At 67.6% G+C, this 25,632-nt stretch carries 25 protein-coding genes; 22 read left to right on the forward strand and 3 right to left on the reverse strand.

Annotated features, from left to right (window positions below):
• Nucleotides 1-47 precede the first annotated feature (47 nt).
• On the reverse strand, nt 48-632 hold the full coding sequence (locus NED98_RS18130) for a DUF4126 domain-containing protein (RefSeq protein WP_265313947.1): 585 nt from the start codon (nt 630-632) through the stop codon (nt 48-50).
• Between the two features lie 248 nt (nt 633-880).
• On the opposite strand from NED98_RS18130, the gene NED98_RS18135 reads away from it, so the two are divergent.
• The 11 genes from NED98_RS18135 to NED98_RS18185 all read left to right on the forward strand — a co-directional run bounded on the left by NED98_RS18135 (nt 881) and on the right by NED98_RS18185 (nt 12,491).
• A complete protein-coding gene (locus tag NED98_RS18135) occupies nt 881-3,652 on the forward strand; it encodes a M14 family metallopeptidase (RefSeq protein WP_265313948.1) in 2,772 nt (923 codons plus the stop codon).
• A 191-nt stretch (nt 3,653-3,843) separates the two neighbouring features.
• Nucleotides 3,844-4,842 (forward strand): threonine aldolase family protein, encoded by a 999-nt coding sequence (locus NED98_RS18140; protein WP_179512491.1) that lies wholly within the window; start codon nt 3,844-3,846, stop codon nt 4,840-4,842.
• A 26-nt stretch (nt 4,843-4,868) separates the two neighbouring features.
• The gene (locus NED98_RS18145) at nt 4,869-5,897 is read left to right on the forward strand and encodes an NAD(P)H-dependent flavin oxidoreductase (RefSeq protein ID WP_179512492.1); all 1,029 of its coding nucleotides are present in this window, start codon (nt 4,869-4,871) and stop codon (nt 5,895-5,897) included.
• A 144-nt stretch (nt 5,898-6,041) separates the two neighbouring features.
• Nucleotides 6,042-6,794 carry a hypothetical protein gene (locus NED98_RS18150; protein ID WP_265313949.1) on the forward strand — a complete coding sequence of 251 codons (753 nt, stop codon included), beginning with the start codon at nt 6,042-6,044 and terminating at the stop codon, nt 6,792-6,794.
• Nucleotides 6,795-6,869: 75 nt separating this feature from the next.
• Nucleotides 6,870-7,337 carry a tol-pal system-associated acyl-CoA thioesterase gene (ybgC, locus tag NED98_RS18155; RefSeq protein WP_265270975.1) on the forward strand — a complete coding sequence of 156 codons (468 nt, stop codon included), beginning with the start codon at nt 6,870-6,872 and terminating at the stop codon, nt 7,335-7,337.
• On the forward strand, nt 7,334-8,026 hold the full coding sequence (tolQ, locus tag NED98_RS18160) for a protein TolQ (protein ID WP_179512495.1): 693 nt from the start codon (nt 7,334-7,336) through the stop codon (nt 8,024-8,026). The genes ybgC and tolQ overlap by 4 nt, the downstream gene beginning before the upstream one ends.
• 4 nt (nt 8,027-8,030) lie before the next feature.
• The gene (tolR, locus tag NED98_RS18165; protein WP_179512496.1) at nt 8,031-8,465 is read left to right on the forward strand and encodes a protein TolR; all 435 of its coding nucleotides are present in this window, start codon (nt 8,031-8,033) and stop codon (nt 8,463-8,465) included.
• Between the two features lie 5 nt (nt 8,466-8,470).
• Entirely contained in the window at nt 8,471-9,415 is a 945-nt protein-coding gene (locus NED98_RS18170) for a cell envelope biogenesis protein TolA (RefSeq protein ID WP_265313950.1), read from the forward strand.
• A 72-nt stretch (nt 9,416-9,487) separates the two neighbouring features.
• Nucleotides 9,488-10,876 carry a Tol-Pal system beta propeller repeat protein TolB gene (gene tolB / locus NED98_RS18175; protein ID WP_265270974.1) on the forward strand — a complete coding sequence of 463 codons (1,389 nt, stop codon included), beginning with the start codon at nt 9,488-9,490 and terminating at the stop codon, nt 10,874-10,876.
• A gap of 47 nt (nt 10,877-10,923) precedes the next feature.
• Nucleotides 10,924-11,448 carry a peptidoglycan-associated lipoprotein Pal gene (pal, locus tag NED98_RS18180; protein ID WP_179512498.1) on the forward strand — a complete coding sequence of 175 codons (525 nt, stop codon included), beginning with the start codon at nt 10,924-10,926 and terminating at the stop codon, nt 11,446-11,448.
• Between the two features lie 260 nt (nt 11,449-11,708).
• On the forward strand, nt 11,709-12,491 hold the full coding sequence (locus NED98_RS18185) for an SDR family oxidoreductase (protein WP_432423341.1): 783 nt from the start codon (nt 11,709-11,711) through the stop codon (nt 12,489-12,491).
• A 116-nt stretch (nt 12,492-12,607) separates the two neighbouring features.
• On the opposite strand, the gene NED98_RS18190 is transcribed toward NED98_RS18185, so the two are convergent.
• The gene (locus NED98_RS18190; RefSeq protein ID WP_179512500.1) at nt 12,608-12,904 is read right to left on the reverse strand and encodes a 4a-hydroxytetrahydrobiopterin dehydratase; all 297 of its coding nucleotides are present in this window, start codon (nt 12,902-12,904) and stop codon (nt 12,608-12,610) included.
• A 63-nt stretch (nt 12,905-12,967) separates the two neighbouring features.
• On the opposite strand from NED98_RS18190, the gene NED98_RS18195 reads away from it, so the two are divergent.
• The 11 genes from NED98_RS18195 (at nt 12,968) to NED98_RS18245 (ending at nt 24,465) form a co-directional block, all read left to right on the forward strand.
• Complete coding sequence (locus tag NED98_RS18195; RefSeq protein ID WP_179512501.1) at nt 12,968-13,360, forward strand: metallopeptidase family protein; 393 nt, start codon at nt 12,968-12,970, stop codon at nt 13,358-13,360.
• Entirely contained in the window at nt 13,357-13,935 is a 579-nt protein-coding gene (gene ccmA / locus NED98_RS18200; RefSeq protein WP_265313952.1) for a heme ABC exporter ATP-binding protein CcmA, read from the forward strand. Before NED98_RS18195 ends, ccmA begins: the two co-directional genes overlap by 4 nt.
• Nucleotides 13,932-14,570, forward strand: a complete 639-nt coding sequence (locus NED98_RS18205) for a heme exporter protein CcmB (protein WP_265313953.1) — start codon at nt 13,932-13,934, stop codon at nt 14,568-14,570. Before ccmA ends, NED98_RS18205 begins: the two co-directional genes overlap by 4 nt.
• Entirely contained in the window at nt 14,567-15,328 is a 762-nt protein-coding gene (locus NED98_RS18210; RefSeq protein WP_179512503.1) for a sulfite exporter TauE/SafE family protein, read from the forward strand. Before NED98_RS18205 ends, NED98_RS18210 begins: the two co-directional genes overlap by 4 nt.
• A 66-nt stretch (nt 15,329-15,394) precedes the next feature.
• Nucleotides 15,395-16,102, forward strand: a complete 708-nt coding sequence (locus tag NED98_RS18215; RefSeq protein WP_265313954.1) for a cytochrome b/b6 domain-containing protein — start codon at nt 15,395-15,397, stop codon at nt 16,100-16,102.
• Entirely contained in the window at nt 16,099-16,848 is a 750-nt protein-coding gene (locus NED98_RS18220) for a molybdopterin-dependent oxidoreductase (protein ID WP_265313955.1), read from the forward strand. Before NED98_RS18215 ends, NED98_RS18220 begins: the two co-directional genes overlap by 4 nt.
• 66 nt (nt 16,849-16,914) lie before the next feature.
• On the forward strand, nt 16,915-18,156 hold the full coding sequence (locus NED98_RS18225; RefSeq protein WP_265313956.1) for an SAM-dependent methyltransferase: 1,242 nt from the start codon (nt 16,915-16,917) through the stop codon (nt 18,154-18,156).
• A 10-nt stretch (nt 18,157-18,166) separates the two neighbouring features.
• A complete protein-coding gene (locus tag NED98_RS18230; RefSeq protein WP_179512507.1) occupies nt 18,167-19,411 on the forward strand; it encodes an argininosuccinate synthase in 1,245 nt (414 codons plus the stop codon).
• A 43-nt stretch (nt 19,412-19,454) separates the two neighbouring features.
• Nucleotides 19,455-21,176, forward strand: coding sequence for a hypothetical protein (locus NED98_RS18235; protein WP_265313957.1), 1,722 nt, complete (start codon nt 19,455-19,457; stop codon nt 21,174-21,176).
• On the forward strand, nt 21,176-22,684 hold the full coding sequence (locus NED98_RS18240; protein WP_265313958.1) for a hypothetical protein: 1,509 nt from the start codon (nt 21,176-21,178) through the stop codon (nt 22,682-22,684). Before NED98_RS18235 ends, NED98_RS18240 begins: the two co-directional genes overlap by 1 nt.
• Before the next feature lie 86 nt (nt 22,685-22,770).
• Nucleotides 22,771-24,465: a hypothetical protein gene (locus tag NED98_RS18245; RefSeq protein WP_265313959.1), complete on the forward strand. Its 1,695-nt coding sequence runs from the start codon at nt 22,771-22,773 to the stop codon at nt 24,463-24,465.
• On the opposite strand, the gene NED98_RS18250 is transcribed toward NED98_RS18245, so the two are convergent.
• Nucleotides 24,452-25,582 (reverse strand): GNAT family N-acetyltransferase, encoded by a 1,131-nt coding sequence (locus NED98_RS18250; protein ID WP_265313960.1) that lies wholly within the window; start codon nt 25,580-25,582, stop codon nt 24,452-24,454. The genes NED98_RS18245 and NED98_RS18250 overlap by 14 nt on opposite strands.
• Between the last annotated feature and the right edge of the window lie 50 nt (nt 25,583-25,632).

The following is a 25,632-nucleotide window of genomic DNA, read 5'->3' on the forward strand; positions in this document are numbered from 1 at the left end:
CGAGAGAAAGACAGCCCTTCGACAAGCTCAGGGCGAACGGGGGTTGGCTATGAATGCGCCCGCAATCGGCGATACAGCCGCCGCAACAACACCAGCGCCGCCACCGCTACCCCGAGCACGAGGATCGCCACCGCCACCGCCAGCCACGGGCTCGCAAAAGCGGTGAGCAGCAGCCCCGTGGTGACGATATCGCCCCCGGTCGACAGCGCGATGTTCGACGCCGGCTCGGGGCTGACATTGGCGATCGCGCGCGTCCCCGCCTTGGCGCCGTGGGTGAGCAGCGCCGCCCCGCCGCCGAGCAGCAGCGCGATCACCTGCCACTTCGGATCGGCCGGATCGACGATCGCCAGCGCGAGGAGCGCCCCGCCGACCGGGCGGATCAACGTGTGGATGCTGTCCCACACGCTATCGACCCACATCACCTTGTCGGCGAAGAATTCCGCCAGCGCGCCGACCCCGGCGACCGCGATCACCCAGGGATTGGCGAGTATGTCGAGCGCGTGGAGATGCGCCGGCATCGCCACCCAGCCGAAATGCATCGCCAGCCCGGTGACGAACACGCAGACATAGAGCCGCCACCCGCTCAACAGGCTGACGCTGGCTGCCAGCCCGAGGATTCCCGCCGCCGTCATCGCGCGAGTGTGCCACCGAATGGCCGCGCACGCACGCGTTGAAATTCCTGCGTAAGCCTCCTCCGTCATGCCGGACTTGATCCGGCATCCAGAGCAACGGGCGATAACGTTCTTGGCTCTGGATGCCGGGTCGAGCCCGGCATGACGATTGAGCGTGGGAATTTTGAAATTTTTTGCCGCATCAGGTGCGGCCTTTTCGCTTCGCTCCGTCTATCCTTGTCGAAAGCGACAAAGGACGGGGGCCTCCCATGAAGACCAATTACCTGATCGGCGCGGCGTTGCTTGCGCTGGCGAGCCCGGCGTTCGCCGAGCCGATCACCCCCAAGGCCGGCGCGCTCCCCTCCCCCGCCGAGGCGTTCCCGACCGAGCCGGGCAGCGACTATTATCTCGCCAATTACGACGCCTATGAGAAATATCTGAAGGCGCTCGCCGCCAAATCCGATCGCATGAAGCTGATCGACATCGGCAAATCGGCCGAGGGGCGCACGATGTGGGTGGCGATCGTCTCCTCCCCCGCCAATCTCGCCACGCTCGATCATTATCGCGAGATCGCGCGCAAGCTCGCCAAGGCCGAGGGGGTGAGCGAGGCGCAGGCCAAGGCGCTCGCCGCCGAGGGCCGCGCGGTGGTGTGGATCGACGCCGGGCTCCACGCCACCGAGACGGTGACGACGCAGAGCCAGATCCACGTCCTCTATCGCCTGCTCACCGCCGAGGACGCGGAGACCAAGCGGCTGCTCGACGATACGATCGTGCTGTTCGGCCACGACAATCCCGACGGGCTCCAGCTCGTCGCCGATTGGTACATGCGCAACGCCGACCCCAAGAAGCGCGAGTTCAGGAGCATTCCGCGGCTGTACCAGAAGTACGTCGGCCACGATAACAACCGCGACAGCTTCATGGCGCAGATGCCCGAGACGGTGAACGTCAACCGCATGCTGTTCCGCGAATGGTTTCCGCAGATCATCTTCAACCAGCATCAGACCGGGCCGGCGGGGATGGTGGTGTTCGTCCCCCCGTTCCGCGATCCGTTCAACTATAATTATTCGCCGATCGTGATGACCGAGCTGCAGGAGCTGGGCGCGGCGATGCACAGCCGGCTGGTGTCGGAGGAAAAACCGGGATCGGGGATGCGCAGCGCGGCGCCTTATTCCACCTGGCATAACGGGATGGAGCGCTCGGTCGCCTATTTCCACAATTCGATCGGCTTGCTGACCGAGATCATCGGCGGCCCGACGCCCGAGAAGATCCCGCTCGTTCCCGATACCCAGCTCGCGCGCAACGACGAGCCGCTGCCGATCGGCCCGCGCGAATGGCATTTGAAAGACAGCCTCGAATATCAATATTCGCTCGATCGCGCGGTGCTCGATTACGCCTCGCGCAACCGCGAGCGGCTGCTGATGAACATCTGGCGGATGGGCGCGTCGGCGATCGCGCGCGGCAATCGCGACAGCTGGACGATCACCCCCAAGGATGTCGACGCGGTCAAGGCCGCCGCCGCAGGCAAGACGCAGGAAGTTGAGGAATATTTCCGCGGTCCCCCGGCGGTCGATGCCGGGCTGTACAAGACGGTGCTCAACGATCCGGCGAAGCGCGATCCGCGCGGCTATATCCTCACCCCCGATCAGCGCGACGTGCCGACGACGATCGCGTTCCTCAATGCGCTGCTCAAGAACGGCGTCGATATCGAGCGTGCCACCAAGGCCTTCACCGCCGGGGGCAAGAGCTATCCGGCGGGCTCCTATGTCGTGAAGACCGCGCAGGCCTATCGCCCGCACGTCCTCGACATGTTCGAGCCGCAGGATCACCCGCACGACGCCGAATATCCCGGCGGGCCGCCCAAGGCGCCCTATGACATCACCGGCTATACGCTGGCGTGGCAGATGGGGGTGCAGTTCGATCGCATACTCGACGGCTTCGACGGCCCGTTCGAGCGCGTCACCGCCGATCTGCTCAAGGCGCCGGCGGGCAAGCAGATCGGCACCGGCGGCGCGGGCTGGATCGTCGGGCATGAGACCAACAACAGCTTCATCCTCACCAACCGGTTGCTCAAGGCCGGGGTGAAGGTGACGTGGCTGGCGGATGCGACCCGGGTCGGCGCCAGGGATTTCGCCCCCGGCGCGATCTGGATCCCGGCCTCGTCCGAAGCGGCTAAGATCATCGCCGAAACCGCGCCGCTCGGCATCGACGCCTATCGCATGGCCAAGGCGCCCGCGGGCAAGACGATCGCGTTGAAACCGGTGCGCCTCGGGCTGGTCGACAATTATGGCGGGGTGATCCCGGCCGGGTGGACCCGCTGGCTGCTCGAACAATATGAGTTCCCGTTCAGCGTCGTCTATCCCAAGGAGCTCGACGCGGGCGACCTCAACGCGAAGTTCGACGTGCTGGTGTTCGCCGACGGCACCGTCACCGGCCCGCGCGGCGGCGCGTTCAAGACGGGATATGCCAGCAAGCAGCCCAGCCCGGAGGATATCCCCGCCGATTATCGCGGCTGGCTGGGCAAGGTGAGCGCGAATGCCACCGCGCCGCTGCTCACCGCCTTCGTCCAGGCGGGCGGGACGGTGATCACGGTGGGCGGGGCCAATTATCTCGCCTCGCTGCTCTCGCCCGCGATCCGGCCGGCGCTGGTCAACCGCAAGCCCGACGGATCGCTCGCGGCGCTCGACCATCGCGATTTCTACATTCCCGGCTCGCTGGTCGCGGCGAAGGTCGATCCCACCAAGCCGCTCGCCTTCGGCATGACCCCGACGGTCGACATGTTCTTCGACCAGAACCAGCCCTTCACGCTCGGCGACGGCGCGACATCGGTGGCGTGGTTCGATTCGGCGACGCCGCTCAGGAGCGGCTGGGCGGTCGGGCAGGACAAGCTCAAGGGCACGGTGGCGATCGCCGACGCCGATCTCGGCCGCGGCAAATTGTTCGCGCTCGGCACCGAGGTGACGCAGCGCGCGCAACCCTATGCGACGTTCAAACTGCTGTTCAACGGCATCCTCTACGGCCCGGCGGCCGCGGCGGCGCGGTAAGTCTCTCCTTCCCCCTTCTTCTCCCCTCCCTGGTGAAGGGAGGGCCTGGGGGCGGGTGGGTATGAGGCGGGTGCTCCGGTATCCCCTCGGGCCAACCCGCCCCCGCGCCCTCCCTTGTTCAAGGGAGGGGAGAAGAAGGGGAGCTAAGCCGGGGAGATTGACGGCAGCTTTGCAGAAGCTACGGCACCTCCATGCATTTCTTCTCGGATAATGTCGCGCCGGTGCATCCGGCGGTGTTCGCCGCGATGCAGGCCGCCGATGCGGTCGACGTCGGCTATGACGGCGATCGACTGAGCCGCGCGCTCGACGCGCGTTTCTCCGCCCTGTTCGGGCGCGAGGCGGCGGTGCTGTGGATGCCGACCGGCACCGCGGCCAATGCGATCGCGCTCGCCGCGCTCTGCCCGCCCTATGGCGGGGTGATCTGCCACAGCGAGGCGCATATCCAGAACGACGAATGCGGCGCGCCCGAATTCTACACCCACGGCGCCAAGCTGCTGATCGCCGGCGGCGAGGACGCGCGGATGACCCCGGAGACGGTGCGCGCGCTGGCCGATGCGATCGTCGACGACGTCCACCGCGTCCAGCCGCGCGCCCTATCGCTGACCAATGCGACCGAGCTCGGCACGGTCTATTCGCCCGACGATGTGGCGGCGCTCGCCTCGCTCGCGCGGCAACGCGGCTGGCGGGTGCATATGGACGGCGCGCGCGTCGCCAATGCGATCGTCCATCTCGGCTGCACCCCGGCGGAGCTGACCGAAGGGGTCGACGTATTGAGCTTCGGCTTCGTCAAGAACGGCGGGCTTTCGACCGAGGCGCTGGTGTTCTTCGATCCGAAGCTCGCCGATGATGCACGGCGCCGCCGCAAGCGCGGCGGGCATCTGCTGTCCAAAGGCCGCTATGCCGCGGCGCAGATCCACGCGATGCTCGACGACGATCTGTGGCTCGCCAATGCACGCGCGGCGAATGGCGCGGCGGCGCGGCTCGCGGCGGCGGCGCGCGCGCGGCTGATCCACCCGGTCGAGGCCAATGAATTGTTCCTGCGCATGACCCCGGCCGAGGCGGCGTCGCTGCGCGCGCTTGGCTTCGGCTTCTACGACTGGAGCGACGGGGTGATCCGGCTCGTCACGCATTGGGCCAGCCCGGCGGCGGAGGTCGACGCGCTGGCACAGGCGATCGCGGCGTTGCCCTGATCGGATTTGCCGCTTAGGGCACGCGCATGACGACGAACTCCATCGGCGCGGAGCGCCTCCAGCGCCGTATGGCGCGCGGCGCCGCCTTTCTCGGCTCCGAGGTCGCGATCCTTGGCGGCGCGATGTCCTGGGTGTCCGAACGCCATCTGGTCGCGGCGATTTCCAATGCCGGCGGCTTCGGGGTGATCGCGTGCGGCGCGATGACCCCCGAATTGCTCGACGCGGAGATTGCGGGAACCAAGGCGCTGACCGACCGCCCGTTCGGGGTCAATCTCATCACGATGCACCCCGATCTCACCGCGCTGATCGAGGTCTGCGCGCGGCATCAGGTCGGGCATGTCGTGCTCGCCGGCGGGTTGCCGCCCAAGGGCAGCCTCGAGGCGATCAAGGCATCGGGCGCCAAATGCATCTGCTTCGCGCCGACGCTCGCGCTGGCGAAGAAACTGATCCGCTCGGGGGTCGATGCGCTGGTGATCGAGGGGATGGAGGCGGGCGGCCACATCGGCCCGGTCTCGACCAGCGTGCTCGCGCAGGAAATCCTGCCCGAGATCGCGCATGACGTGCCGGTGTTCATCGCCGGCGGGATCGGGCGCGGGCAGGCGATCGCGGGCTATCTCGATATGGGTGCCGCCGGGGTCCAGCTCGGCACGCGTTTCGTCTGCGCGACCGAGAGCATCGCCCACCCCAGGTTCAAACAGGCGTTCATCCGCGCCTCGGCGCGCGACGCGATCGCCTCGGTGCAGATCGACCCGCGGCTGCCGGTGATCCCGGTGCGCGCGCTCAAGAATGCCGGCGGCGAGCTGTTCACCCAGAAGCAGCGCGAAGTGGCGCAGGCGCTCGACGAGGGGCGCGTCGCGATGGCCGAGGCGCAGCTCCAGATCGAACATTATTGGGCGGGCGCGCTGCGCCGCGCGGTGATCGACGGCGATGTCGAACATGGCAGCGTGATGGCCGGCCAGTCGGTCGGGATGGTGAGCAAGGAAGAACCGGTCACCGACATCATCGCCACTTTGATGGCCGAAGCGGCGCAGGCGCTGGAGAAGCGCGCGGCGTAAACGCCCCACACGCGTCATGCCGGGCTCGACCCCGGCATGACGACAAAGGGCGGCGAGCCGGCGCCACTCGCTTCATCGTATCGATAACTTTTTGTTAACCAATTTGCGGCGGAATCCCCTTCACGAAAAAGGGGAGAAAGCGCCATGAAACGGGCCGCCATATCCATCACGACCGCCGCTTTGGCGGTGACGCTCGCCGGCTGTGCCGGGAAATCGAAGCATGTCGCGACGACCCAGCCGGTGCCGCCTGTCGCCACCGCATCGGCCGCGCCGATGCCGGCCGGCGCACGGCCGGGGATGAAGATCCCGACCCGGCTGTCGGACGGCAGCTACCTCACCCCCAACCGTAATCTCAGCGCCGCCGCCTCGGTATGGCATCTCCGCGCCGCGCTCAATGTCGCGGCGCTCGCCTGCCGCGGCCCGGCGCAGGCGGGGATCGTCTCGCGTTACAATAACCTGCTGACCCAGCAGAAATCGTCGTTCGCCGGGGCGCAGACCGCGCTCGCCGCCGAATATCGTGCCGCGGGCGGGAATTGGGAAACGCGCGAGGACGATGCGATGACCCGGCTCTACAATTATTTCTCGCAGGATTTCGCGCGCGAGGCGTTCTGCGCGCGCGCGGCGCAGGTCCTCGAACATAACGAGGGCATGGCCCCCGCTGCCTTCACCGCGGGCGCGGGCGAGCAGCTTGCGGCACTCGACCGCCCGTTCGTCGAATTCTTCCGCGCCTATGACGCGTGGCGTAGCGGCGAAGCGGCCCGCCCGGTGATCGCGGTCGCCAGCCGGACGGCGACGATCGCCCCCGTCCCGGTGCCGGTCGCCCCGCGCCGCGCCGAACCGCCGCACCTCAAGGTCAATATGCTCGCGCTGCAGGACCGGATCGTCACCGGGGGCTGATCGAAGGGTCGAACGCAAAATCGAAGCGCAAGCAGGGGTTACGAAAGCCGCTAGGTTCGGTTAACGGTCACCGGCATGACGACCGGCAGGATCGATCAGCCCGTCGAAGGGCGTTTCGACGGGAAGACGCACCGCTTCCCGCTCCGTATCTATTTCGAGGACACCGATCTTTCCGGTGTGGTCTATCACGCCAATTATCTGCGCTTCATGGAGCGCGCGCGATCGGACATGCTGCGGCTCGCCGGGGTCGACCAGCGCGCCGCGCATGAGGCGGGCGAAGGCGCCTATGCCGTCGCCAGCCTCGCGATCCGCTATGCTGCCCCCGCGCGGCTCGACGACGCGCTCGTCGTCGAAACAAAAGTGACCGAGGTGCGCGCCGCATCGGTATCCATTCATCAGAGAGTCATGCGCGGGGCTATTTTGCTCGCCGAGGCCGATGTCGTCGCCGCGCTCGTCGCGCCGTCGGGGCGGCCGCGGCGGCAGCCCCGTGCGTGGATCGAACGTTTCAACTCTCTCCTGGCCAGGAAGGACCAGACGCCTTGAACCTGTTCTTCAATTCCGACGCCGCCACGCTCTCCCCGGTCGCGCTGTTCATCCAGGCGGACCCGGTGGTGAAGGCGGTGATGCTCGGGCTGCTCCTGGCGAGCATCTGGACCTGGGCGATCATCTTCATGTTCTGGCGGCGAATCGGCCGCACGCGGCGCGAGAGCGAGGCGTTCGAGCGCGATTTCTGGAAGGCGGACGATATCGACGCTTTCTACAAGGCGCGTGCCGATCAGGATATGCCCGCCGCGCGCGTGTTCGCCGCCGGTGTCGCCGAATGGCGTCGTTCGACGCAGGGCGCCGCGATCGACCGCGCGGGGACGCGCGAGCGGCTCGCGACCAGCATGGGCGCCGCGGTCGCCAATGAGATCGACAATCTCTCCGACCGGCTCAACGTGCTCGCCACGGTCGGCTCGGTCGCGCCGTTCGTCGGGCTGTTCGGCACCGTCTGGGGGATCATGCGCAGCTTCACCTCGATCGCCAGCCAGCAGAACACCAGCCTCGCGGTGGTCGCGCCGGGGATCGCCGAGGCGCTGTTCGCCACCGCGATCGGGCTGTTCGCGGCGATCCCGGCGGTGATCGCCTACAATCGCTTCAGCCACGGCATCAACCGCATCGAGGCGCGGCTCAACCGTTTCGCCGACGGCTTCCACGCCACGCTGAGCCGCCAGCTCGATCGCGAGCGCTGAGGCGATGGCGGTCCATCTCCCCTCGCAGAAGAGCAGCAGCCGCCGCGCACCGATGGCGGACATCAACGTCACCCCGCTGGTCGACGTGATGCTGGTGCTCTTGATCATCTTCATGGTCACCGCGCCGCTGCTCACCGCGGGCGTGCCGGTCAACCTGCCCGACAGCCGCGCGCGGCCGCTCGATCAGGACAAGCAGCCGACCGAAATCTCGCTCGACGCGATGGGGCGCATCTTCATCGCCAAGGAGGAAGTGCCCGAGCAGCAGCTGCCGCAGCGGCTTGAGGCGATCGCCGCGCGCGCCGCGTCCGGCGAGCAGCCGCCGCAGGTCTATCTGCGCGCCGACAAGGCGCTCGATTACGGCCGGGTGATGCGGGTGATGGGCGAGCTGAACCGCGCGGGGCTGAACCGCGTCGCTTTGGTGACGGTCGGCGAGGATTGAGCGAGGTGGAACGGTCGGAGAAGATCGGCTTAGGGCTGGCGATCGCCGGGCATGTCGTGCTGTTCGGCCTGCTCTCGGTCGGCTTTCTCGCGACGCCCAACCCGATCAAGCTCCAGCAGCAGCCGGTCGAGGTAAGTCTGGTCAAGGATGTCGGGCTCGAGGCGACCGCGCCGCAGGCCCAGACTCCGCCGGCGCAATCGGTCGCGCCTGAGCAGGGCGAGCCGGAGGACGCCGCGCCGCCCGCGCCGAGCGTTGCGGCACCCGCCCCCAAGCCCGAACCGATTCCGCAGCCGGCGCCCAAGCCCGAGCCGAAACCCAAGCCGGCCAAGCCCGCGCCCAAGCCTGCACCAGCGCCCAAGCCTGAACCAAAGCCCGAGCCCAAGCCCCGGAAGAAGGAGCCGCCGGCGGAGGAGCGCAAGGCGGAGAAGCCCGCGCCGGCCAAGCATCGCGTCGCCGACAGCAAAGCGGAAAAGACCCCGCCGGCCAGGGCGCAGGGCACCGGCAAGTCGGCCGAGTCCAAGGCTTCGCGCCCGCGCGGCAGCCGGCTCGGGCCCGATTTCCTCAAGGGGCTGACCAGCGACGAGAGCAAATCGACCAGCCAGGTGCCCCGCGCCGCCAAGATCGACGCGGCCGCGCTCGCCTCGATCGTCCAGGCGATCGCGCGGCAGATCCAGCCGTGCGCCGATCGCCAGGTCGATCCCGGTCCGGGCGCGAATGAGATCGTCACCACGCTCAACCTGCGTCTCAACGAGGACGGCACGCTCGCCGCGACCCCGACGGTGGTGCGCCAGACCGGGGTCAACGACGACAACCGCCGTTATGCGCGCCGCGTGATCGATCTCGGCATCGCCGCGTTCAAGGGCTGCGCCCCGCTCAAGCTGCCGCCGCAATTCTATTCGACCCCCAATGGCGGGTGGAACAATATCAACTACCAGTGGAAGCTCAGGTGACACGCACCGTGCTCCGCGATCGAGCCGCGCCGGGAGAAGCGGGGCAAGAGATTGAAAGGAAAGGCCCTGTACATGCGTAGCATCCTCCTTCTTTCCGCCGTGCTGCTCGCGGCCCCCGGCGCCGCGCAGGATATGCCGGCGACCCCGCTGAAGGTGCCGCCGCCCCCCGCGCAGGCGCAGGCCCCGGGCGGTGCCCCTCCGCCGCTGGAGGTATCGGTGACCGGCGGCATTTCCGCGCCGATGCCGATCGCGATCCCGACGATGCCGACCGACCGGGTGACCGATACCCAGGCAGGATCGACCGACGCGCTCGGCAAGCAGCTCGCCGATATCGTCACCAGCGATCTCAAAAGCTCGGGGCTGTTCAATCCGTTGCCCCCGGCACAGCTGCGCACGGTAATGTTCCCCGAGGTGACCCAGCCGGCCTTCTCTTATTGGGGCGGATCGGGCGCGCAGGCGCTGGTGCAGGGCTTCGTCCGCGCCAATGGCGACGGGACGCTGACCGTCGGCTGCTATCTCTACGACGTTTCGGCACAGACCGAGCTGATGCGGCAGGGCTTCGTCGTTCCGCCGGCCGACTGGCGCCGCGCCGGGCACAAATGCGCCGATATGGTCTACACCCGGCTGACCGGCGAAGGGCCGTATTTCGACAGCCGCGTCGTCTATGTCTCCGAAACCGGGCCCAAGGCACGCCGCATCAAACGGCTGGCGATCATGGATCAGGACGGCGCCAACCACCGCTTCCTCACCAACGGCCAGTCGATCGTGCTGACTCCGCGCTTCGCGCCCAACCAGCAGTCGATCGTCTATATGAGCTTCGTCAACGACAAGCCGGCGATCTACGTCTACGATCTCGGCTCGGGGCGGCAGCGGCTCGTGACGACCACCGAGCGGCAGACCTTCGCCCCGCGTTTCTCGCCCGACGGGCGCTGGATCGTCTATTCGATGTCGATCAACGGCAACACCAACATCTATCGCGTCCCTGCGGCGGGCGGCACCCCGCAGCGGCTGACCAACACGCCGGGGATCAACACCGGCGGCAGCTATTCGCCCGACGGATCGCGCATCGTGTTCGAAAGCGATCGTTCGGGCAGCCAGCAGCTTTATGTGATGAACGCCGACGGATCGAACCAGCAGCGCATCAGCTTCGGCGGCGGGCGCTATGCTACCCCGGTGTGGAGCCCGCGCGGCGACCTCATCGCCTTCACCAAGATCGCCGGCGCATTCCGTATCGGCATCATGAGCCCGAGCGGGTCGGGCGAGAAACTGCTGACCAATTCGTGGCAGGACGAGGGGCCGAGCTGGTCCCCCAACGGCCGCGTGCTGATGTTCTTCCGCCAGGGCCGCGGCAATGCCGGCAAGGCGGATCTGTGGTCGGTCGATCTGACGGGCGTCAACGAGCGGCGCATTCCGACGCCGCTCGATGGATCCGATCCGGGCTGGGGACCGCTTAGGCCTTGAATTTTCTACCCGGGGGCGGGAACAAGGGGGCTTGAGGGAGACGTAGAATGCCAAGATTGACGACCAGCCTGTTGCTCGCCGGTGCCCTGGTGGCGACCGCCGCCTGCTCCAAGAAGCACCCCGAGCAGCTGCCGCCGGCGCCCGGCCCGGCGCCGGAGCAGACCCAGCCGACCGGCCCGAGCGGCCCGGTGGGCGATGCGGTGGTCCCCGGCTCGTCGGCGGATTTCAAGCGCTCGGTGACCAGCGACACGGTGCATTTCGGTCTCGATCAGTACGATATCGACGACACCGCGCGCGCGATCCTCGATACGCAGGTCGCGTGGCTCAATCGCTATCCCAACGTGCGCGTCACGATCGAAGGGCATTGCGACGAGCGCGGCACCCGCGAATATAACCTCGCGCTCGGCGATCGCCGCGCCAATGCGGCGAAGAATTACCTCGCCGGCCGCGGCGTCGATGCCTCGCGCATCAACACGATCAGCTACGGCAAGGAACGCCCGATCGCGCTCGGCTCCGACGAGGAGAGCTGGGCCGCCAACCGTCGCGCGGTGACGGTGGTGCTGAGCCAGTAACAACCTCGGCGGGGCGCATCTCCGCCGACCCGATTACCGTCATGCCGGGCTCGACCCGGCATGACGATACCGAATTATGCGGAGCGAACCCGTTCGGGCTGAGCTTGTCGAAGCCCTGTACTTTTCTTGCCTCGAAGAAAGGCAGCCCTTCGACAAGCTCAGGGCGAACGGCGGTTTGGTCATTCTGATTTAACACCGAAGTCTCGGCGACCGGCGTCGCTCAAGGAAGCGGGATCACCCGCAATAACAACAGGGGGGCAATGATGCAGGCGATCTTCATCACCGGTGGCGCATCGGGCATCGGCCGGGCGGTGGCGGGCTATTTCGCCGCGCGCGGCTGGCGCGTCGGGCTCGCAGACGTCGACGCGACCGGGCTCAAGGCGACCGCCGCGACCCTGCCCGCCGATCGCACCGCCACCTATCTGCTCGACGTGCGCGATCAGGACGCTTGGGAAAGCGCGCTCGCCGCCTTCGCCGCGCTGAGCGGCGGGCGGCTCGACGTGATGTTCAACAATGCCGGCATCGGCCAGGGCGGCGCGTTCGGCGAACTCGACCGCGCCGCGATCGACCGCGTGATCGACATCAACTTCCGCGGCGTCGCTTACGGCGCGCGCGCCGCCTATCCCTATCTCAAGGCGACCCCGGGATCCTGCCTGCTCAACACCGCCTCGGCCTCGGCGATCTACGGCTCGGCGGGGCTGGCGCTTTATTCGGCGACCAAATTCGCGGTGCGCGGGCTGACCGAGGCGCTCGACGGCGAATGGGCGGCGGACGGGATCAAGGTACGCGATCTGATGCCCGGCTTCGTCGACACCGCGATCCTCGATACCGGCATCTCCGGCACCAACCGCACCGCGCGCGACGCGGTGGTCGATGCCGGGCTCGAATTCACCCCGGTCGAAACGGTCGCGCAGGCCGCGTGGGATGCGGTGCACGGCGACGGCCTCCACGCGGTGATCGGCAAGACCGCACGCCGCCTCAGCTTCGCCGCGCGCTGGATGCCGGGACGGTTGCGCAAGATGATGCGGCGGGGGATGATTTAGCCTGCTGCTTCGCCCCGTCATTCCCGCGCAGGCGGGAATCCATTCACGCAGGTCGTGGAAAGAGCCGCTCGGCCAGCCAGAATGGATTCCCGCCTTCGCGGGAATGACGAGGGTTGTTACCCGTCCAGAATCGAATCGATCGCCTCAGCCAGCTCAATATCGCGCGCCGAAAGCCCGCCCGCGTCATGCGTGGTGAGCAGGATTTCCACCCGGTTCCACACATTGGTCCATTCGGGGTGGTGATCCATTTTCTCGGCGATCAGCGCGATCTGCGTCATGAAGCCGAACGCCTCGGCGAAATCGGTGAAGGCGATCGAGCGGGTGATCGCGTCGCGCGATTCGTCATAATCCCAATCCGACAGGCCATCGAGCGCATCCGCCCGTTCCGCCTCGCTCAATGCCTCGACCATCATGCCCTCCTTGCCCCCGATGGGACCGCACGGGTATGGCGAAAAGCGATGGACGGGCAAGGGGTAATGGGAGCCGCTCCTTCGAGCGAGGCGATCGAGGCGCAGGCGCGGCGCGTGATCGCGCGGTTGCCCGCCGAATTTCGCGCGCATCTCGGCGATATCGTGCTGACCGTCGAGGAATATGCCGATGACGAAACGCTCGCCGCTTTGGGCATCGAACATCCGCTCGATCTCACCGGCCTGTATCACGGGCGCCCGATCGGCGAGAAATCGGTGTTCGATTCAGGCACCTTGCCGGATCGCATCCACCTTTATCGCCAGGCGATCCTCGCCGAATGGTGCGAGACGGGGGTGCGGCTCGACGATCTCGTCGCGCATGTCACGATCCACGAGATCGGTCACCATTTCGGGCTGAGCGACGACGATATGCACGCGCTGGAAGACGCGGTGACCGATTGAGCGCGCGGCTCGCGTTCGACGCGGTCGCCTGCGCCCGACGCGGACGGATGCTGTTCGAACAGCGCTCGTTCGCGCTCGCCGCGGGCGATGCGCTGCTCGTCACCGGTGCCAATGGCACGGGCAAATCGAGCCTGATCCGCGTCGCCGCCGGGCTGCTCGCGCCGGTCGCGGGGCATGTCACGGTCGAGGGGCAGCGCGCCCTGCTCGCCGAAGCCGCAGCGCTCGACGCCGAGCGCGCGGTGGCGGCGGCGCTCGGCTTCTGGGCGCGGCTCGATGCGCGGCCGGCGCCCGATGCACGCGTCGCCGCCGCGCTCGACGCGCTCGATCTCGCCGCGCTCGCCGATGTGCCGGTGCGGCTGCTGTCGACCGGGCAGCGCCGCCGCGTCGGGCTGGCGCGGGTGGTGGCGAGCGAGGCCGATATCTGGCTGCTCGACGAGCCCGCCAACGGCCTCGACACCGCGGCAGTGGCGCGGCTCGAGGCGCTGATCGCGGTGCAGCGCGCGCGGGGCGGGGTCGTGCTGGTCGCGACCCACCAGCCACTCGCGCTCGCCGGCGCGCAGGAGATCCGGCTGTGATCGCGCTGATCCTGCGCGATATGCGGCGCGCTTATGCCTCGGGCGGGGCGACGCTGATCGTCGCCTTCTTCCTGCTCGTCGCGATCCTGTTTCCGTTCGCGATCGGCCCCGATCAGAAGCTGCTGATGCGGATCGGCGGCGGGGTGATCTGGGCGGCGGCGCTGCTCGCCGCCTTGCTCCCGGTCGAGCGGCTCGTCGCCCCAGACCTCGATTCGGGGACGCTCGACCAGTTCGCGGCGCGCGGGATGTCGATGGCCGCGGTCGCCGCGGCGAAGATCGTCGCGCATTGGCTCGCCTTCGCCCCGCCGCTGATGGCGGCAACGATCGCCGCCGCCGGTTTGCTCGACCTTTCCGGGGAGACACTGCTGACGGTCGAGATCGGGCTCGTGCTCGGCACCCCTGCCCTCGCCGCCTTGGCGGTGGCGACCGGGGCTTTGGTCGCGGGGCTGCGCGGCGCCGGGGCGATCGCCGGGCTGGTGATGCTGCCGCTCGCGATCCCGCTGCTGATCTTCGGCGCGGGCGCGATCGAGGGCGGCGGAGTTGGCGGGCTCAAACTGCTCGCGGCGACCAGCCTGCTGATCGTCGCCGGCGCGCCGTTCGTGGCGGCCGCGGCGATCCGCGCGGGGATGGAATGACCGAAGTGATCGCCGATATCGCGCTCGCCGCCGGCGCGGGCGTGCTCGGCGGGGCGATGAACGCGCTCGCCGGCGGGGGCACCTTCGCCACCCTCCCCGCCTTGCTCGGGATCGGGTTGCCGGCGAATATCGCCAACGCCACCTCCAATTTCTCGCTGATGCCCGGCGCCGCGGCGAGCACCTGGGCGCTGCGCGACGAGCTCGTCCCGCTCGGCGACGTCAGCGTCCGCGCACTCGCCGCGATCACCTTCGTCGGCGGCTTGATCGGCAGCGCGTTGCTGGTGCTGACCCCGAGCCACGCCTTCGACCTGATCATCCCCTGGCTGGTGCTTTACGCCTTCGTGCTGCTCGCCTTCGGCGCGCGCGCCGCGGCGTGGCTGCGCCGACGGGTATCGATCGGCCCGCGCACCCTGATGGCGGCGCAGGCGCTGCTCGGGCTCTACGGCGGCTATTTCGGCGGTGGGGTCGGGCTGATGACCACCGCCACTTACGGCCTGCTCGCCGGACACAGCCCGCGGGAGATGTTCGCCCCGCGCTCGCTGATGCTCGCCGTCTCCAATGCGGCGGCGGCTTTGGTGTTCGTGGTGACCGGGATGATCGCGTGGCGCGCGTGCCTGCCGATGCTGATCGGCTCGATCGTCGGCGGCTGGCTCGGCGCCGATTACGGCAAGCGGCTGCCCCCGGTGGTGATCCATATCTTCACCCTGCTGGTGACGGGGGCGACCGCGGCGGTGTTCTTCTGGCGCGCCTATCATTGAGTGCGTGGCGTAAATCGCTGTAACCGGCTTTCCCAAACCGCCCCGGACGGCCTATCCTGACCGGCAATGGCCGATCCTCCCCCACCCGGCACGCGCCTCTATCGCCACCGCTGGCCGACGCGGCTGTGGCATTGGCTCAATGCGATCGCGATCTTCATCCTGATCGGCAGCGGGCTGGGAATCTCGAACGCGCATCCGCGGCTCTATTGGGGGCAATATGGCGCCAATTTCGATCATGCCTGGGCGCATTTGCCGCGCTTCCCCGCCTGGCTGACGATCCCGGCCAATTACAATCTCGCACTGTCGCGCCGCTGGCATCTGTTCTTCGCGCTGGTGCTGGTCTTCGGGCTGCTCGCCTTCATGCTCGCCAGCCTGATCAACCGCCATTTCCAGCGCGACCTCCGCCCGCGTGCCGCCGAACTCAGGCCGCGCCATCTAGGGGCCGACATTGCCGCGCACCTTGCCTTCCGGTTCCACGATCCGGCGCGGCCGGCGGCGTATAACATCCTGCAAAAGCTGACCTATGTCGCGGTGATCGGGATATTGCTGCCGCTGGTCATCCTCACAGGGCTGACGCTGTCGCCCGGCATGAACGCGGCATGGCCGTGGCTGGTCGACCTGTTTGGCGGGCGGCAATCGGCGCGATCGCTGCATTTCATCGCGATGGCCGCGATTTCGGCGTTCATCGTGATCCATCTGACGCTGGTGATCCTGTCCGGCGCGTGGAACGGGATAAGATCGATGCTGACCGGCTGGTGGCGGGTGCCGCAATGAGCCTGCTCATCTCCCGCCGCAGCCTGATCGTCGGCGCGACGGCTTTGCTCGCCGGCTGCGATCAGGTGGCGCGCAACTCCACCGCCCGCGCGATCCTGTTCAAGGGCGAGGATATGCACCGCGGCATCCAGCGCGCCTTGATGGACCGCGATGCGCTCGCCCGCGAGTTCCGCCCCGACCAGCGCTCGCCGATCTTCCGTTCGAACGGCACGCGCGATCCGGGAACCCCCGAATATGAAACGCTCGCGGCGGGGAAGTTCGCCGACTGGCGGCTCAACGTCGGCGGGCTCGTCGCGCGGCCGCTGGCGCTGGCGCTGACCGATCTCGCGCACCTCCCCAATCGCGCGCAGATCACCCGCCACGATTGCGTCGAGGGGTGGAGCGCGATCGCCAAATGGCAGGGGCCGACGCTCGGCTCGGTGCTCAAGGCGGCGGGGCTGCGCGACGCGGCGCGCTATATCGTCTTCACCTGCGCCGATCTCTACGGCGGCAGGCCTTATTACGAATCGATCGACCTGATCGACGCCTTCCACCCGCAGACGATCCTCGCCTGGGCATTGAACGACCGGATGCTGCCGATCGCCAACGGCGCGCCGTGTCGGCTGAGGGTCGAGCGCCAACTCGGCTACAAGCACGCCAAATATCTGATGCGCGTCGATGCGGTCGCCAGCCTCGCCGGCATCGGCAAGGGACGCGGCGGCTATTGGGAAGATAATGTGGATTACGACTGGTATGCGGGAATCTGAGCCGCAGGATACAAAGTCCCAGCCCGGCGTTGCCCGAAGCGAATTTGGCTCTTAGGCTCGCCCCCTATGTCTCTTATCGACCTGTTTCTTTCGCGCGCGGTAAAGCGCGGCCGCCTCACACTCCTCCGCCCCGATGCCAAGCCGGCGAGCTTCGGCACCCCCGAACCGGGCTTTCCCGAGGTGACGATCCGCTTTGCCGACAAGCGCGTCGCGCTGGCGATCGCGCGCAATCCGGCGCTGGGCGCGGGCGAATGCTTCATGAACGGGCGGCTGATCGTCGAGCAGGGCGATGTGCGCGACCTGGTCAACCTGCTGACGATGAACGACAAATGGGAAACGGGGCAAAATAACCTCGATCCCACCCTGATCAGCCGCGTCGCCGGCGCGGTGAAGCATCGCGTCGATCGCATCAACATGGAGCGCCGCTCCAAGAAGAACGTCGCGCATCATTACGACCTGTCGGGCCGGCTCTACGATCTGTTCCTCGATCGCGACAAACAATATAGCTGCGCTTACTTCACCGATCCCGCCAATTCGCTCGAACAGGCGCAGCTCGACAAGCTCGCGCATATCGCCGCCAAGCTCGCGCTCGGGCCGGGGATGAAAGTGCTCGATATCGGCTGCGGCTGGGGCGGGATGGCGCTGTATCTCAACCGCCATTTCGGGGTCGAGGTGCTCGGCGTCACTTTGTCCGAAGAGCAGCTCAAGGTCGCCCGCGCGCGCGCCGAGGCGGCCGGGGTGGCGGAAAAGGTGAAGTTCGAACTGATCGACTATCGCCGCGTCACCGGCCAGTTCGATCGCATCGTCTCGGTCGGCATGTTCGAGCATGTCGGACCGCCGCAATATCGCACCTTCTTCAAGAAATGCCGCGACCTGCTCGCCGACGACGGGGTGATGCTGCTCCACACGATCGGGCGAATGGGCGCGCCGGGGGTCACCGACGACTGGACGGTGAAGTATATTTTCCCCGGCGGGTATAATCCCGCGCTATCGGAAATCGTCCGCGCTTATGAGGGGCTGCGGCTGTTCCCGACCGATATCGAGGTGCTGCGGGTCCATTATTCGTGGACGCTCGATCATTGGTACGACCGCACCGTCGCGGCGAAGGACGAGGTCGTCGCGCTGTACGACGAGGCCTTTTACCGCATGTGGACCTTCTATCTCGCCGGCGCGTCGGCGGCGTTCCGCCACGGCGGGCTGTGCAACTATCAGGTGCAGCTCACCAAGGGCCGTTTCGCGGTGCCGGTAACCCGCGATTATATGTTCGAAGGCGAACGGGCCTTGCGCGAATCCGCTACGTCTGCATAGGGCGCGCCCTATGAGCGAGAAGATCAACCGCCCGGTCGGCGAAGCCGGAATCAACCGTGTCGTCCTGGCCTATTCGGGCGGGCTCGACACCAGCGTCATCCTGAAGTGGCTTCAGCAGACCTATGGCTGCGAGGTCGTCACCTTCACCGCCGATCTCGGCCAGGGCGAGGAGCTGGAGCCGGCGCGCCAGAAGGCCGAGCGCGCCGGGGTGAAGCCCGAGCATATCTTTATCGACGACCTCCGCGAGGAATTCGTCAAGGATTACGTCTTCCCGATGATGCGCGGCAACGCGCTCTACGAGGGGCTGTACCTGCTCGGCACCTCGATCGCGCGGCCGCTGATCGCCAAGCGCCAGATCGAAATCGCGCGGATGGTCGGCGCCGATGCGGTGAGCCACGGCGCGACCGGCAAGGGCAACGATCAGGTCCGCTTCGAGCTCGGCTATTATGCGCTCGCGCCCGATATCAAGGTGATCGCGCCGTGGCGCGAATGGGATCTCACCAGCCGCACCCGGCTGATCGAATTCGCTGAGGCGCATCAGATCGCGGTCGCCAAGGACAAGCGCGGCGAAGCGCCCTTCTCGACCGACGCCAACCTTCTCCACACCTCGTCCGAGGGCAAGGTGCTCGAGGATCCGTGGCAGGAAGTGCCCGATTACGTCTATTCGCGCACCGTCAATCCCGAGGATGCGCCCGACCAGCCGGAATATATCACGATCGATTTCGAGCGTGGCGACGGCGTGGCACTGAACGGCGAGGCATGCTCGCCCGCGACCTTGCTGACCAAGCTCAACGAGCTCGGCCGCAAGCACGGCATCGGCCGGCTCGATCTCGTCGAGAATCGCTTCGTCGGCATGAAGTCCCGCGGGATGTACGAGACGCCGGGCGGGACGATCTATCACCTCGCGCATCGCGGGATCGAGCAGCTGACGCTCGACCGCGGCGCGGCGCACCTCAAGGACGAGCTCGCCCCGCGTTACGCCGAGCTGATCTACAATGGCTTCTGGTTCTCGCCCGAGCGCGAGATGCTGCAGGCGGCGATCGACCATAGCCAGGAAAAGGTCGCCGGCACGGTGCGGCTCAAGCTCTACAAGGGCAATGTCATCGTCGTCGGCCGTAAATCGCCCAACTCGCTGTACAGCGAGAAGGTCGTGACCTTCGAGGACGATCAGGGCGCCTATGATCAGCGCGACGCGGCGGGCTTCATCAAGCTCAACGCGCTGCGGCTGCGGCTGCTCGGGCGGCGCGACCAATAAGCGATTTAGCCGGGCGTTAACCACGCCCGGCTAGATGCGCTGCATGACCCCCGGCAGCGATCGGCGAATTTTCTATGGCGATATGCTGGCGGCGCTCGCGCTCGCCACGCTGCTGGCGCTGGTCTGGTCGGTCCGCGACTGGCACCAGCTCGCCGCGCTCCGCCTGACCGATACCGACGATGCGATGCGGCTCCAGCAAATTCGCGACTGGCTGGCCGGGCAATCTTTCTTCGATCTTTCGCAACACCGGCTGGCCGGCGGTATGCCGATGCACTGGTCACGCTTGCCCGATCTCGTGCCCGCGGGGCTGATTCTCGCGCTGACGCCGATGCTTGGCCGTCACGGTGCCGAGCTCGCCGCGGTCATCACCTGGCCGACGATGCTGTTCGCAACCGCGCTGTTGCTCGCCGCGCGCGTCACGCGGCAACTGGCGCCGGACATGGGAAGCGTCGCGGTGATCGTCATGGCGCTGGCCTATCCGGCGACTACGGTCTTCCTGCCGGGAAGGATCGATCATCACAACTTCCAGATCGTGCTTCTCCTCGCCACCGCGCTGGCGCTGGTCCGCCCCGCGACGTGGCGCAGCGGATCGATCACTGGCATCGCCGCGGTGGCCAGCGTCGCGATCGGGCTGGAGATGCTGCCGCTGCTCGTCGCGGCGGGCGTGTGGCTGGCGATCGCATGGATTCGCGCGCAGCCGGGCGCCGATCGGCGGATCCGAGGCTATGCCGTCTCACTCGCCGCCGGGCTGCTCGTGGCGGGCCTCGGGCTGCGATCGGACCAATGGGGCTATCCTGCCTGCGACGCCTTCACCGTCACTTTCTTCCGCGCCGCGATCGCCGCTGCGGGCGGCGCCGCGGGAATCGCCTTATGCGCCCGCCTCACGCCGTCGCCATTGCCCCGCGCGCTGATCGCGATCGGGTGCGGCGGCGTGGCGACTGCATGCGCGGTCGCTGCCGCTCCGCAATGCCTCTCACCCTATGGCGAGATCGATCCGGTGCTCGCGCATCTCTGGCTCACCCGCGTCGGAGAGGCGCAACCGCTCGCTGCCGCCCCGCTCGCGACGATCATCGGTCAAGCCGGCTTGATGCTGGCCGGGATCGGCGCGGCGGCGTGGCAATGGCGCCGAACCCGCGACGACAGATGGTCGGCGCTGCTGCTGCTGCAAATCATCGCGCTCGGGGTGACATTATTGCAAATGCGCGGCGCGCATCTCGGGGCGCCGCTCGCGGTGCCGGCGCTCGCCGCGACGATCGGCGCCGCACGCCGCCGCAACGCGCATTGGGCGCTGGCGATCTGGCCCGCGGCCGCCGGCATCGTCTATCCGCTCGCTGCGCAGGCACTGCCCGATCCCACGCAGGCGCGGGCCGGCTCCGCCCCGCCGGTCGCTTCCTGCACCACCCCCGAAGCGCTTGCGGCGATCGCCGCGCTGCCGCCAGGGACGATCATGGCCCCGCTCGATCCCGGCCCCTATATCCTCGCCGCCAGCGCGCACCGCGTCATCGCCGCGCCCTATCACCGCAACAATGCCGGCAATCGCGCAAGCTATGATTTCTTCCTCGGATCGCCGCCGGCCGCGCAGGCCGTCGCCCGCCGGTGGCACGCGGATTATGTGCTATTGTGCGACGACAGCTTGGCCGAACTGGCCCCCGTCGAACAACCCAAGGATGCAATGCTCACCCGCCTGCGCGACCGCCGACCCCCGGCCTGGCTCGTCCCGATCGAGATGCGATCGGCGGGCGTGCATATCTGGCGCGTCCGTTGATGCCGCCAGCCAGCGCCGCGCCGCGGCGGACCTGGTGGATCGGCCCGGGGTTCGTCTGGGTCTGCATCCTGCTGTCGACCGTCCCGCTGCTCTGGCCGGCGATTCCGCCGCTGGTCGACGTGCCGGGGCACATCGGGCGCTATCACGTTGCGATCGACCTTTGGCGGTCGGCCGATCTGCAGCGCCATTGGGATTATCATTGGGCGCCGATCGGCAATCTCGGGGTGGATCTGCTGGTCATCCCGCTCGCCAAATGGGTCGGGGTCGAGCTGGCGACCAAGCTGATCACGGTGGCGATCCCGCCGCTGTTCGTCGCCGGGCTGATCCGCCTGTCGCATGCGGCGACGGGGACGCTGTCGCCCTCGGCGGCGCTCGCCTTTCCGCTGGCCTATGGATATCCGTTCCAGTTCGGCTTCGTCAATTTCATGCTCGCGGCCGCGCTCGCGCTTCACGCGCTGGCGAGCTGGATCCGGCTCGCCGATCGGCCGGCGCTGCGCGCGATGATCTTCATCCCCGTCTCGTGCCTGTTGTGGGTGGCGCACAGCTTCGGCTGGGGGCTGTTCGGGCTCCTCGCCTTCACCGCCGAGGTGATGCGGTTGCGGTCGCACGGCTGGCTGCGGGCCGCCGCGCGCGCCGCGCTGATGTGCGCCCCGCTGGCGCTCCCGCTCTTTCCGATGCTGACCGGTGCGGCCGGCCCTGATCACGGCGTTTCCTATAACTGGCTGATGAAGATCGGCTGGCTCGCCTCGCTGCTCCGCGAGCGCTGGCAGGCCTATGACGCGGGCTGCGTCACGGCGATCGTGTTCTTTTTTTGGGTGGCGGTGCGCAATCGGGCGAGCTTCCGCTTCGACCCATTGCTCGGCGCGCTCGCGCTGGTCGGGTTCGCGGCCTATCTCGCCCTGCCGCGGCTGCTGCTCGGCGGCGCTTATGTCGATATGCGAATGCTGGGGATTGCGATGGCGATCGCGATCCTCGCGGTGCACCCGCGCCCCGGCGCGTCGGACAAGCTCGCGCCGCGCCTCGCGCTGGTCGCGACGGGCTTCTTCCTGCTGCGCACCGCGACCAGCACCGCGGCGATGTTGCTATACGCCTCCACCCAGCAGAGCGCGCTCGCCGCGGTGGCGCATATCCCGCGCGGCGCGGGCGTCCTGGTGCTGGTGAACGAGCCGTGCGACAAATGGCATTCCGATCGGCTGGAGCATCTCGACGGGATTGCGATCGCCCGGCGCGACGCATTCGTGAACGGCCAATGGGCATTGCCGGGGCAGCAATTGCTGCGCACCCGTCATCCCGAGGCGGCGCCCTATCTCGCCGATCCGTCGCAACTGGTCTATCCGCGACCGTGCGAAGCCCGCACCACCGATTTCGCCGCCGCGATCCGCGATTTCGATCGCACAACCTTCCGCTATGTCTGGACGATGGATTTCGCCGCCCGGCCGCGACTGGCGCGCGACGTGCGGCTGATCTGGTGGAACGATCGCTCCGCGCTCTATCGCGTCGAACCGTAACGGCGCCGATTTTCGCGTCGGAACGAGGGGATGACCGCCCCGCGCCATTGTCCCCACCGGTTTTGCATCCTAGAAACGCCCGCGAGATGATGGGGGATATACCTGACGACCCGCCGCGCTGGTGGCAAACCCGCTGGTTCGTGGCGGCCGCAGCACTGATTGCGATCGTGCCGCTGATCTGGCCTGAGATTCCGCCGCTGGTCGATCTGCCCGGGCATATGGGGCGCTATCGCGTCCAGCTGTCGCTCGACGCCGCGCCGTGGCTCAGCCAATGGTATAATTTCCGCTGGTCGCTGATCGGCAATCTCGGCATCGATCTGCTCATCATCCCCTTCGCCAAGCTGTTCGGGCTCGAACTGGGGGTGAAGCTGATCATCATGGCGATCCCCGCGCTCACCGTCGCGGGGCTGTTGTGGATCGCGCGCGAGGTGCATGGCCGCATCCCGCCGACCGCGCTGTTCGCGCTGCCGCTCGCTTATTGCTATCCGTTCCAGTTCGGCTTCGCCAATTTCGCGCTGTCGATGGCGCTCGCCTTGTGCCTGTTCGCCTTGTGGCTGAGGCTCGGGCGGCTGCGGCGTTTCCGGCTGCGCGCGGCGATCTTCATCCCCGCATCGTGCCTGCTGTGGCTATGCCATACCTTCGGCTGGGGCGTGCTCGGGGTGCTCGCCTTCTCGGCCGAGATGATCCGCGAGCATGATCGGCGTAAGGATGCAGGATCGGGGCATTGGTTCGCCAGCTGGTTCCGCGCCGGGCTGCATTGCATCCCGCTGTCGCTGCCGATCCTGATGATGATCCTGTGGCGCTCGGGCGATCATGTCACCGGGCAGACCACCGACTGGTTCGACTGGCACGCCAAGACGCAATGGCTGCTGATGGTGCTGCGCGACCGCTGGCTGGCGTGGGACGTCGCCGGTGCCGCCCTGCTCTATCTGCTGTTGCTCAAGGGGATCCGTGACCCGGCGATCGAATATTCGCGCAACCTCGCGTTATCGGCGCTGTTCCTCACCGCGGTCTTCCTGCTGTTGCCGCGGATCGTGTTCGGCTCGGCCTATGCCGATATGCGGCTCGCGCCCTATGTCATCGCGATCGCGGTGATCGCGATCCGCCCGCGTCGCACCATGTCGCTGCGCCACGCCGGGGTGCTCGCGATGCTCGGGCTGGCCTTCTTCCTCGCGCGGATGGGCGGGACGACGATCAGCTATTGGATGTTCGCGCACGATTATCGCACCGAGCTCGCCGCGCTCGAAAAGCTGCCCGTGGGCGCGCGGGTGGTGAGCTTTGTCGGCTACAGCTGCCGTAACGAATGGCGCATGTCCCGGCTCGAGCATCTTCCCGCACTCGCGCTGGAACGGAAGCTCGCCTATACCAACGATCAATGGTCGATGGCCGGCGCGCAACTGCTCACCGCGCGTTACACGATCGCCGGCGGGTTCGCGCACGATCCATCGCAAATCACCACGACGCGCTGGTGCCTGCGCGAATGGTGGCGGCCGATCGGCTATTCGATGGCGCGCTTCCCGCGAGAGGCCTTTGATTACGTCTGGCTGATCCGCACCGCCCCGTTCGATCCGAGCTACGCCAGCGACCTCGTGCCGATCTGGCGCTCCGCGGACGGGACGAGCGCGCTGCTCAAGGTCGATCACACCAAGCCCGCGCCCGATATCGCTGACAGCGAACTGATCCCCAAACGATTGCTCGAACTGCGCGACCTGATCCGTCGCAAGCGCGCGGCGGAGGCGGCCGCGGCGGAGAAGGCGAAAGCGGCGGCTAACCCCTCCTGAACGGCGTCATCTGGTTGAGGAAGGCGCGATCCTGCTCGATCGCGTCGCGCTCACGCTCGAGGAAATCGGCCACCGCGCGGCGGAAGCCGGGATCGGGCAAATAATGCGCGGAAAAGGTCGCCGCCGGGGCATAGCCGCGCGCCAGCTTATGCTCGCCCTGCGCCCCGGCCTCGACCGTCGCCAGCCCGCGCGCGATCGCGGCATCGATCGCCTGATAATAACATAATTCGAAATGGAGGAAGGGCACCTCCTCGACGCAGCCCCAATAGCGGCCGTAGATCGCTTCATCGCCGATCAGGTTGAGCGCGCCGGCGATCGGTCGCCCGTCGCGCTCGGCGAGGATCAGCAGCACACGATCGCCCATCTTCTCCCCGAGCAGCGGGAAGAAGCCGCGCGTCAGATAGGGCCGGCCCCATTTGCGGCTGCCCGTATCCTGGTAGAAGCCCCAAAAGGCATCCCATTCGCGCTCGCCGATCTCGGCGCCGGTGAGGTGGCGGATCGTGAGCCCCGCCACCGCCGCCGCGCGCTCCTTGCGGATCGCCTTGCGCTTGCGGCTGGAAAGCTCGGCGAGGAAATCGTCGAACCCGGCATAACCCTGGTTGCGCCAGTGATATTGCGTCCCCTGCCGGACCAGCCACCCCGCCGCTTCGAACAGCGGCACCTGATCGGGGGCGACGAAGGTGGCGTGGGCGGAGGAAAGCTGGTGCCGGTCAGTCACCGCCTCCAGCGCGGCGATCAGCGCGGGCGCGACCGCCGCGTCGCGCAGCAGCAGTCGCGGCCCCGGCACCGGGGTAAAGGGCGCGGCGATCTGCAACTTGGGATAATAACGCCCGCCCGCGCGCTCCCACGCATCGGCCCAGGCGTGGTCGAAGACATATTCGCCCTGGCTGTGGCTCTTGGCATAGCTCGGCGCGATCCCTGCCGGGCGCCCGTCCGCGCCATCGACCACCACCGGCAGCGGCTGCCACCCGCTGCGCGCGTCGACGCTGCCCGATTCCTCGAGCGCGGAAAGGAAGGCGTGGCCGACGAACGGATTGCCCGTCCCGGCGCACGCATCCCAATCCGCCGCCGGGATCGCGGAGACGCCCTCCACCATACGCGCGGTGATGGAGCTCATTGCGGAAACGCTGGGGGGAACGTCATCCCGCCCAATTTAGGAAAAACCAG

The sequence above is a fragment of the Sphingomonas lycopersici genome (genome assembly GCF_026130605.1).
Taxonomy (GTDB): Bacteria; Pseudomonadota; Alphaproteobacteria; order Sphingomonadales; family Sphingomonadaceae; genus Sphingomonas; species Sphingomonas lycopersici.

Coding starts and splice junctions, on each gene's coding strand:
- NED98_RS18130 (WP_265313947.1), bottom strand. CDS start 632: ATGACGGCGGCGGGAATCCTCGGGCTGGCAGCCAGCGTCAGCCTGTTG.
- NED98_RS18135 (WP_265313948.1), top strand. CDS start 881: ATGAAGACCAATTACCTGATCGGCGCGGCGTTGCTTGCGCTGGCGAGC.
- NED98_RS18140 (WP_179512491.1), top strand. CDS start 3,844: ATGCATTTCTTCTCGGATAATGTCGCGCCGGTGCATCCGGCGGTGTTC.
- NED98_RS18145 (WP_179512492.1), top strand. CDS start 4,869: ATGACGACGAACTCCATCGGCGCGGAGCGCCTCCAGCGCCGTATGGCG.
- NED98_RS18150 (WP_265313949.1), top strand. CDS start 6,042: ATGAAACGGGCCGCCATATCCATCACGACCGCCGCTTTGGCGGTGACG.
- ybgC (WP_265270975.1), top strand. CDS start 6,870: ATGACGACCGGCAGGATCGATCAGCCCGTCGAAGGGCGTTTCGACGGG.
- tolR (WP_179512496.1), top strand. CDS start 8,031: ATGGCGGTCCATCTCCCCTCGCAGAAGAGCAGCAGCCGCCGCGCACCG.
- tolB (WP_265270974.1), top strand. CDS start 9,488: ATGCGTAGCATCCTCCTTCTTTCCGCCGTGCTGCTCGCGGCCCCCGGC.
- pal (WP_179512498.1), top strand. CDS start 10,924: ATGCCAAGATTGACGACCAGCCTGTTGCTCGCCGGTGCCCTGGTGGCG.
- NED98_RS18185 (WP_432423341.1), top strand. CDS start 11,709: ATGATGCAGGCGATCTTCATCACCGGTGGCGCATCGGGCATCGGCCGG.
- NED98_RS18190 (WP_179512500.1), bottom strand. CDS start 12,904: ATGATGGTCGAGGCATTGAGCGAGGCGGAACGGGCGGATGCGCTCGAT.
- NED98_RS18195 (WP_179512501.1), top strand. CDS start 12,968: ATGGGAGCCGCTCCTTCGAGCGAGGCGATCGAGGCGCAGGCGCGGCGC.
- NED98_RS18210 (WP_179512503.1), top strand. CDS start 14,567: ATGACCGAAGTGATCGCCGATATCGCGCTCGCCGCCGGCGCGGGCGTG.
- NED98_RS18215 (WP_265313954.1), top strand. CDS start 15,395: ATGGCCGATCCTCCCCCACCCGGCACGCGCCTCTATCGCCACCGCTGG.
- NED98_RS18220 (WP_265313955.1), top strand. CDS start 16,099: ATGAGCCTGCTCATCTCCCGCCGCAGCCTGATCGTCGGCGCGACGGCT.
- NED98_RS18225 (WP_265313956.1), top strand. CDS start 16,915: ATGTCTCTTATCGACCTGTTTCTTTCGCGCGCGGTAAAGCGCGGCCGC.
- NED98_RS18230 (WP_179512507.1), top strand. CDS start 18,167: ATGAGCGAGAAGATCAACCGCCCGGTCGGCGAAGCCGGAATCAACCGT.
- NED98_RS18235 (WP_265313957.1), top strand. CDS start 19,455: ATGACCCCCGGCAGCGATCGGCGAATTTTCTATGGCGATATGCTGGCG.
- NED98_RS18240 (WP_265313958.1), top strand. CDS start 21,176: ATGCCGCCAGCCAGCGCCGCGCCGCGGCGGACCTGGTGGATCGGCCCG.
- NED98_RS18245 (WP_265313959.1), top strand. CDS start 22,771: ATGATGGGGGATATACCTGACGACCCGCCGCGCTGGTGGCAAACCCGC.
- NED98_RS18250 (WP_265313960.1), bottom strand. CDS start 25,582: ATGAGCTCCATCACCGCGCGTATGGTGGAGGGCGTCTCCGCGATCCCG.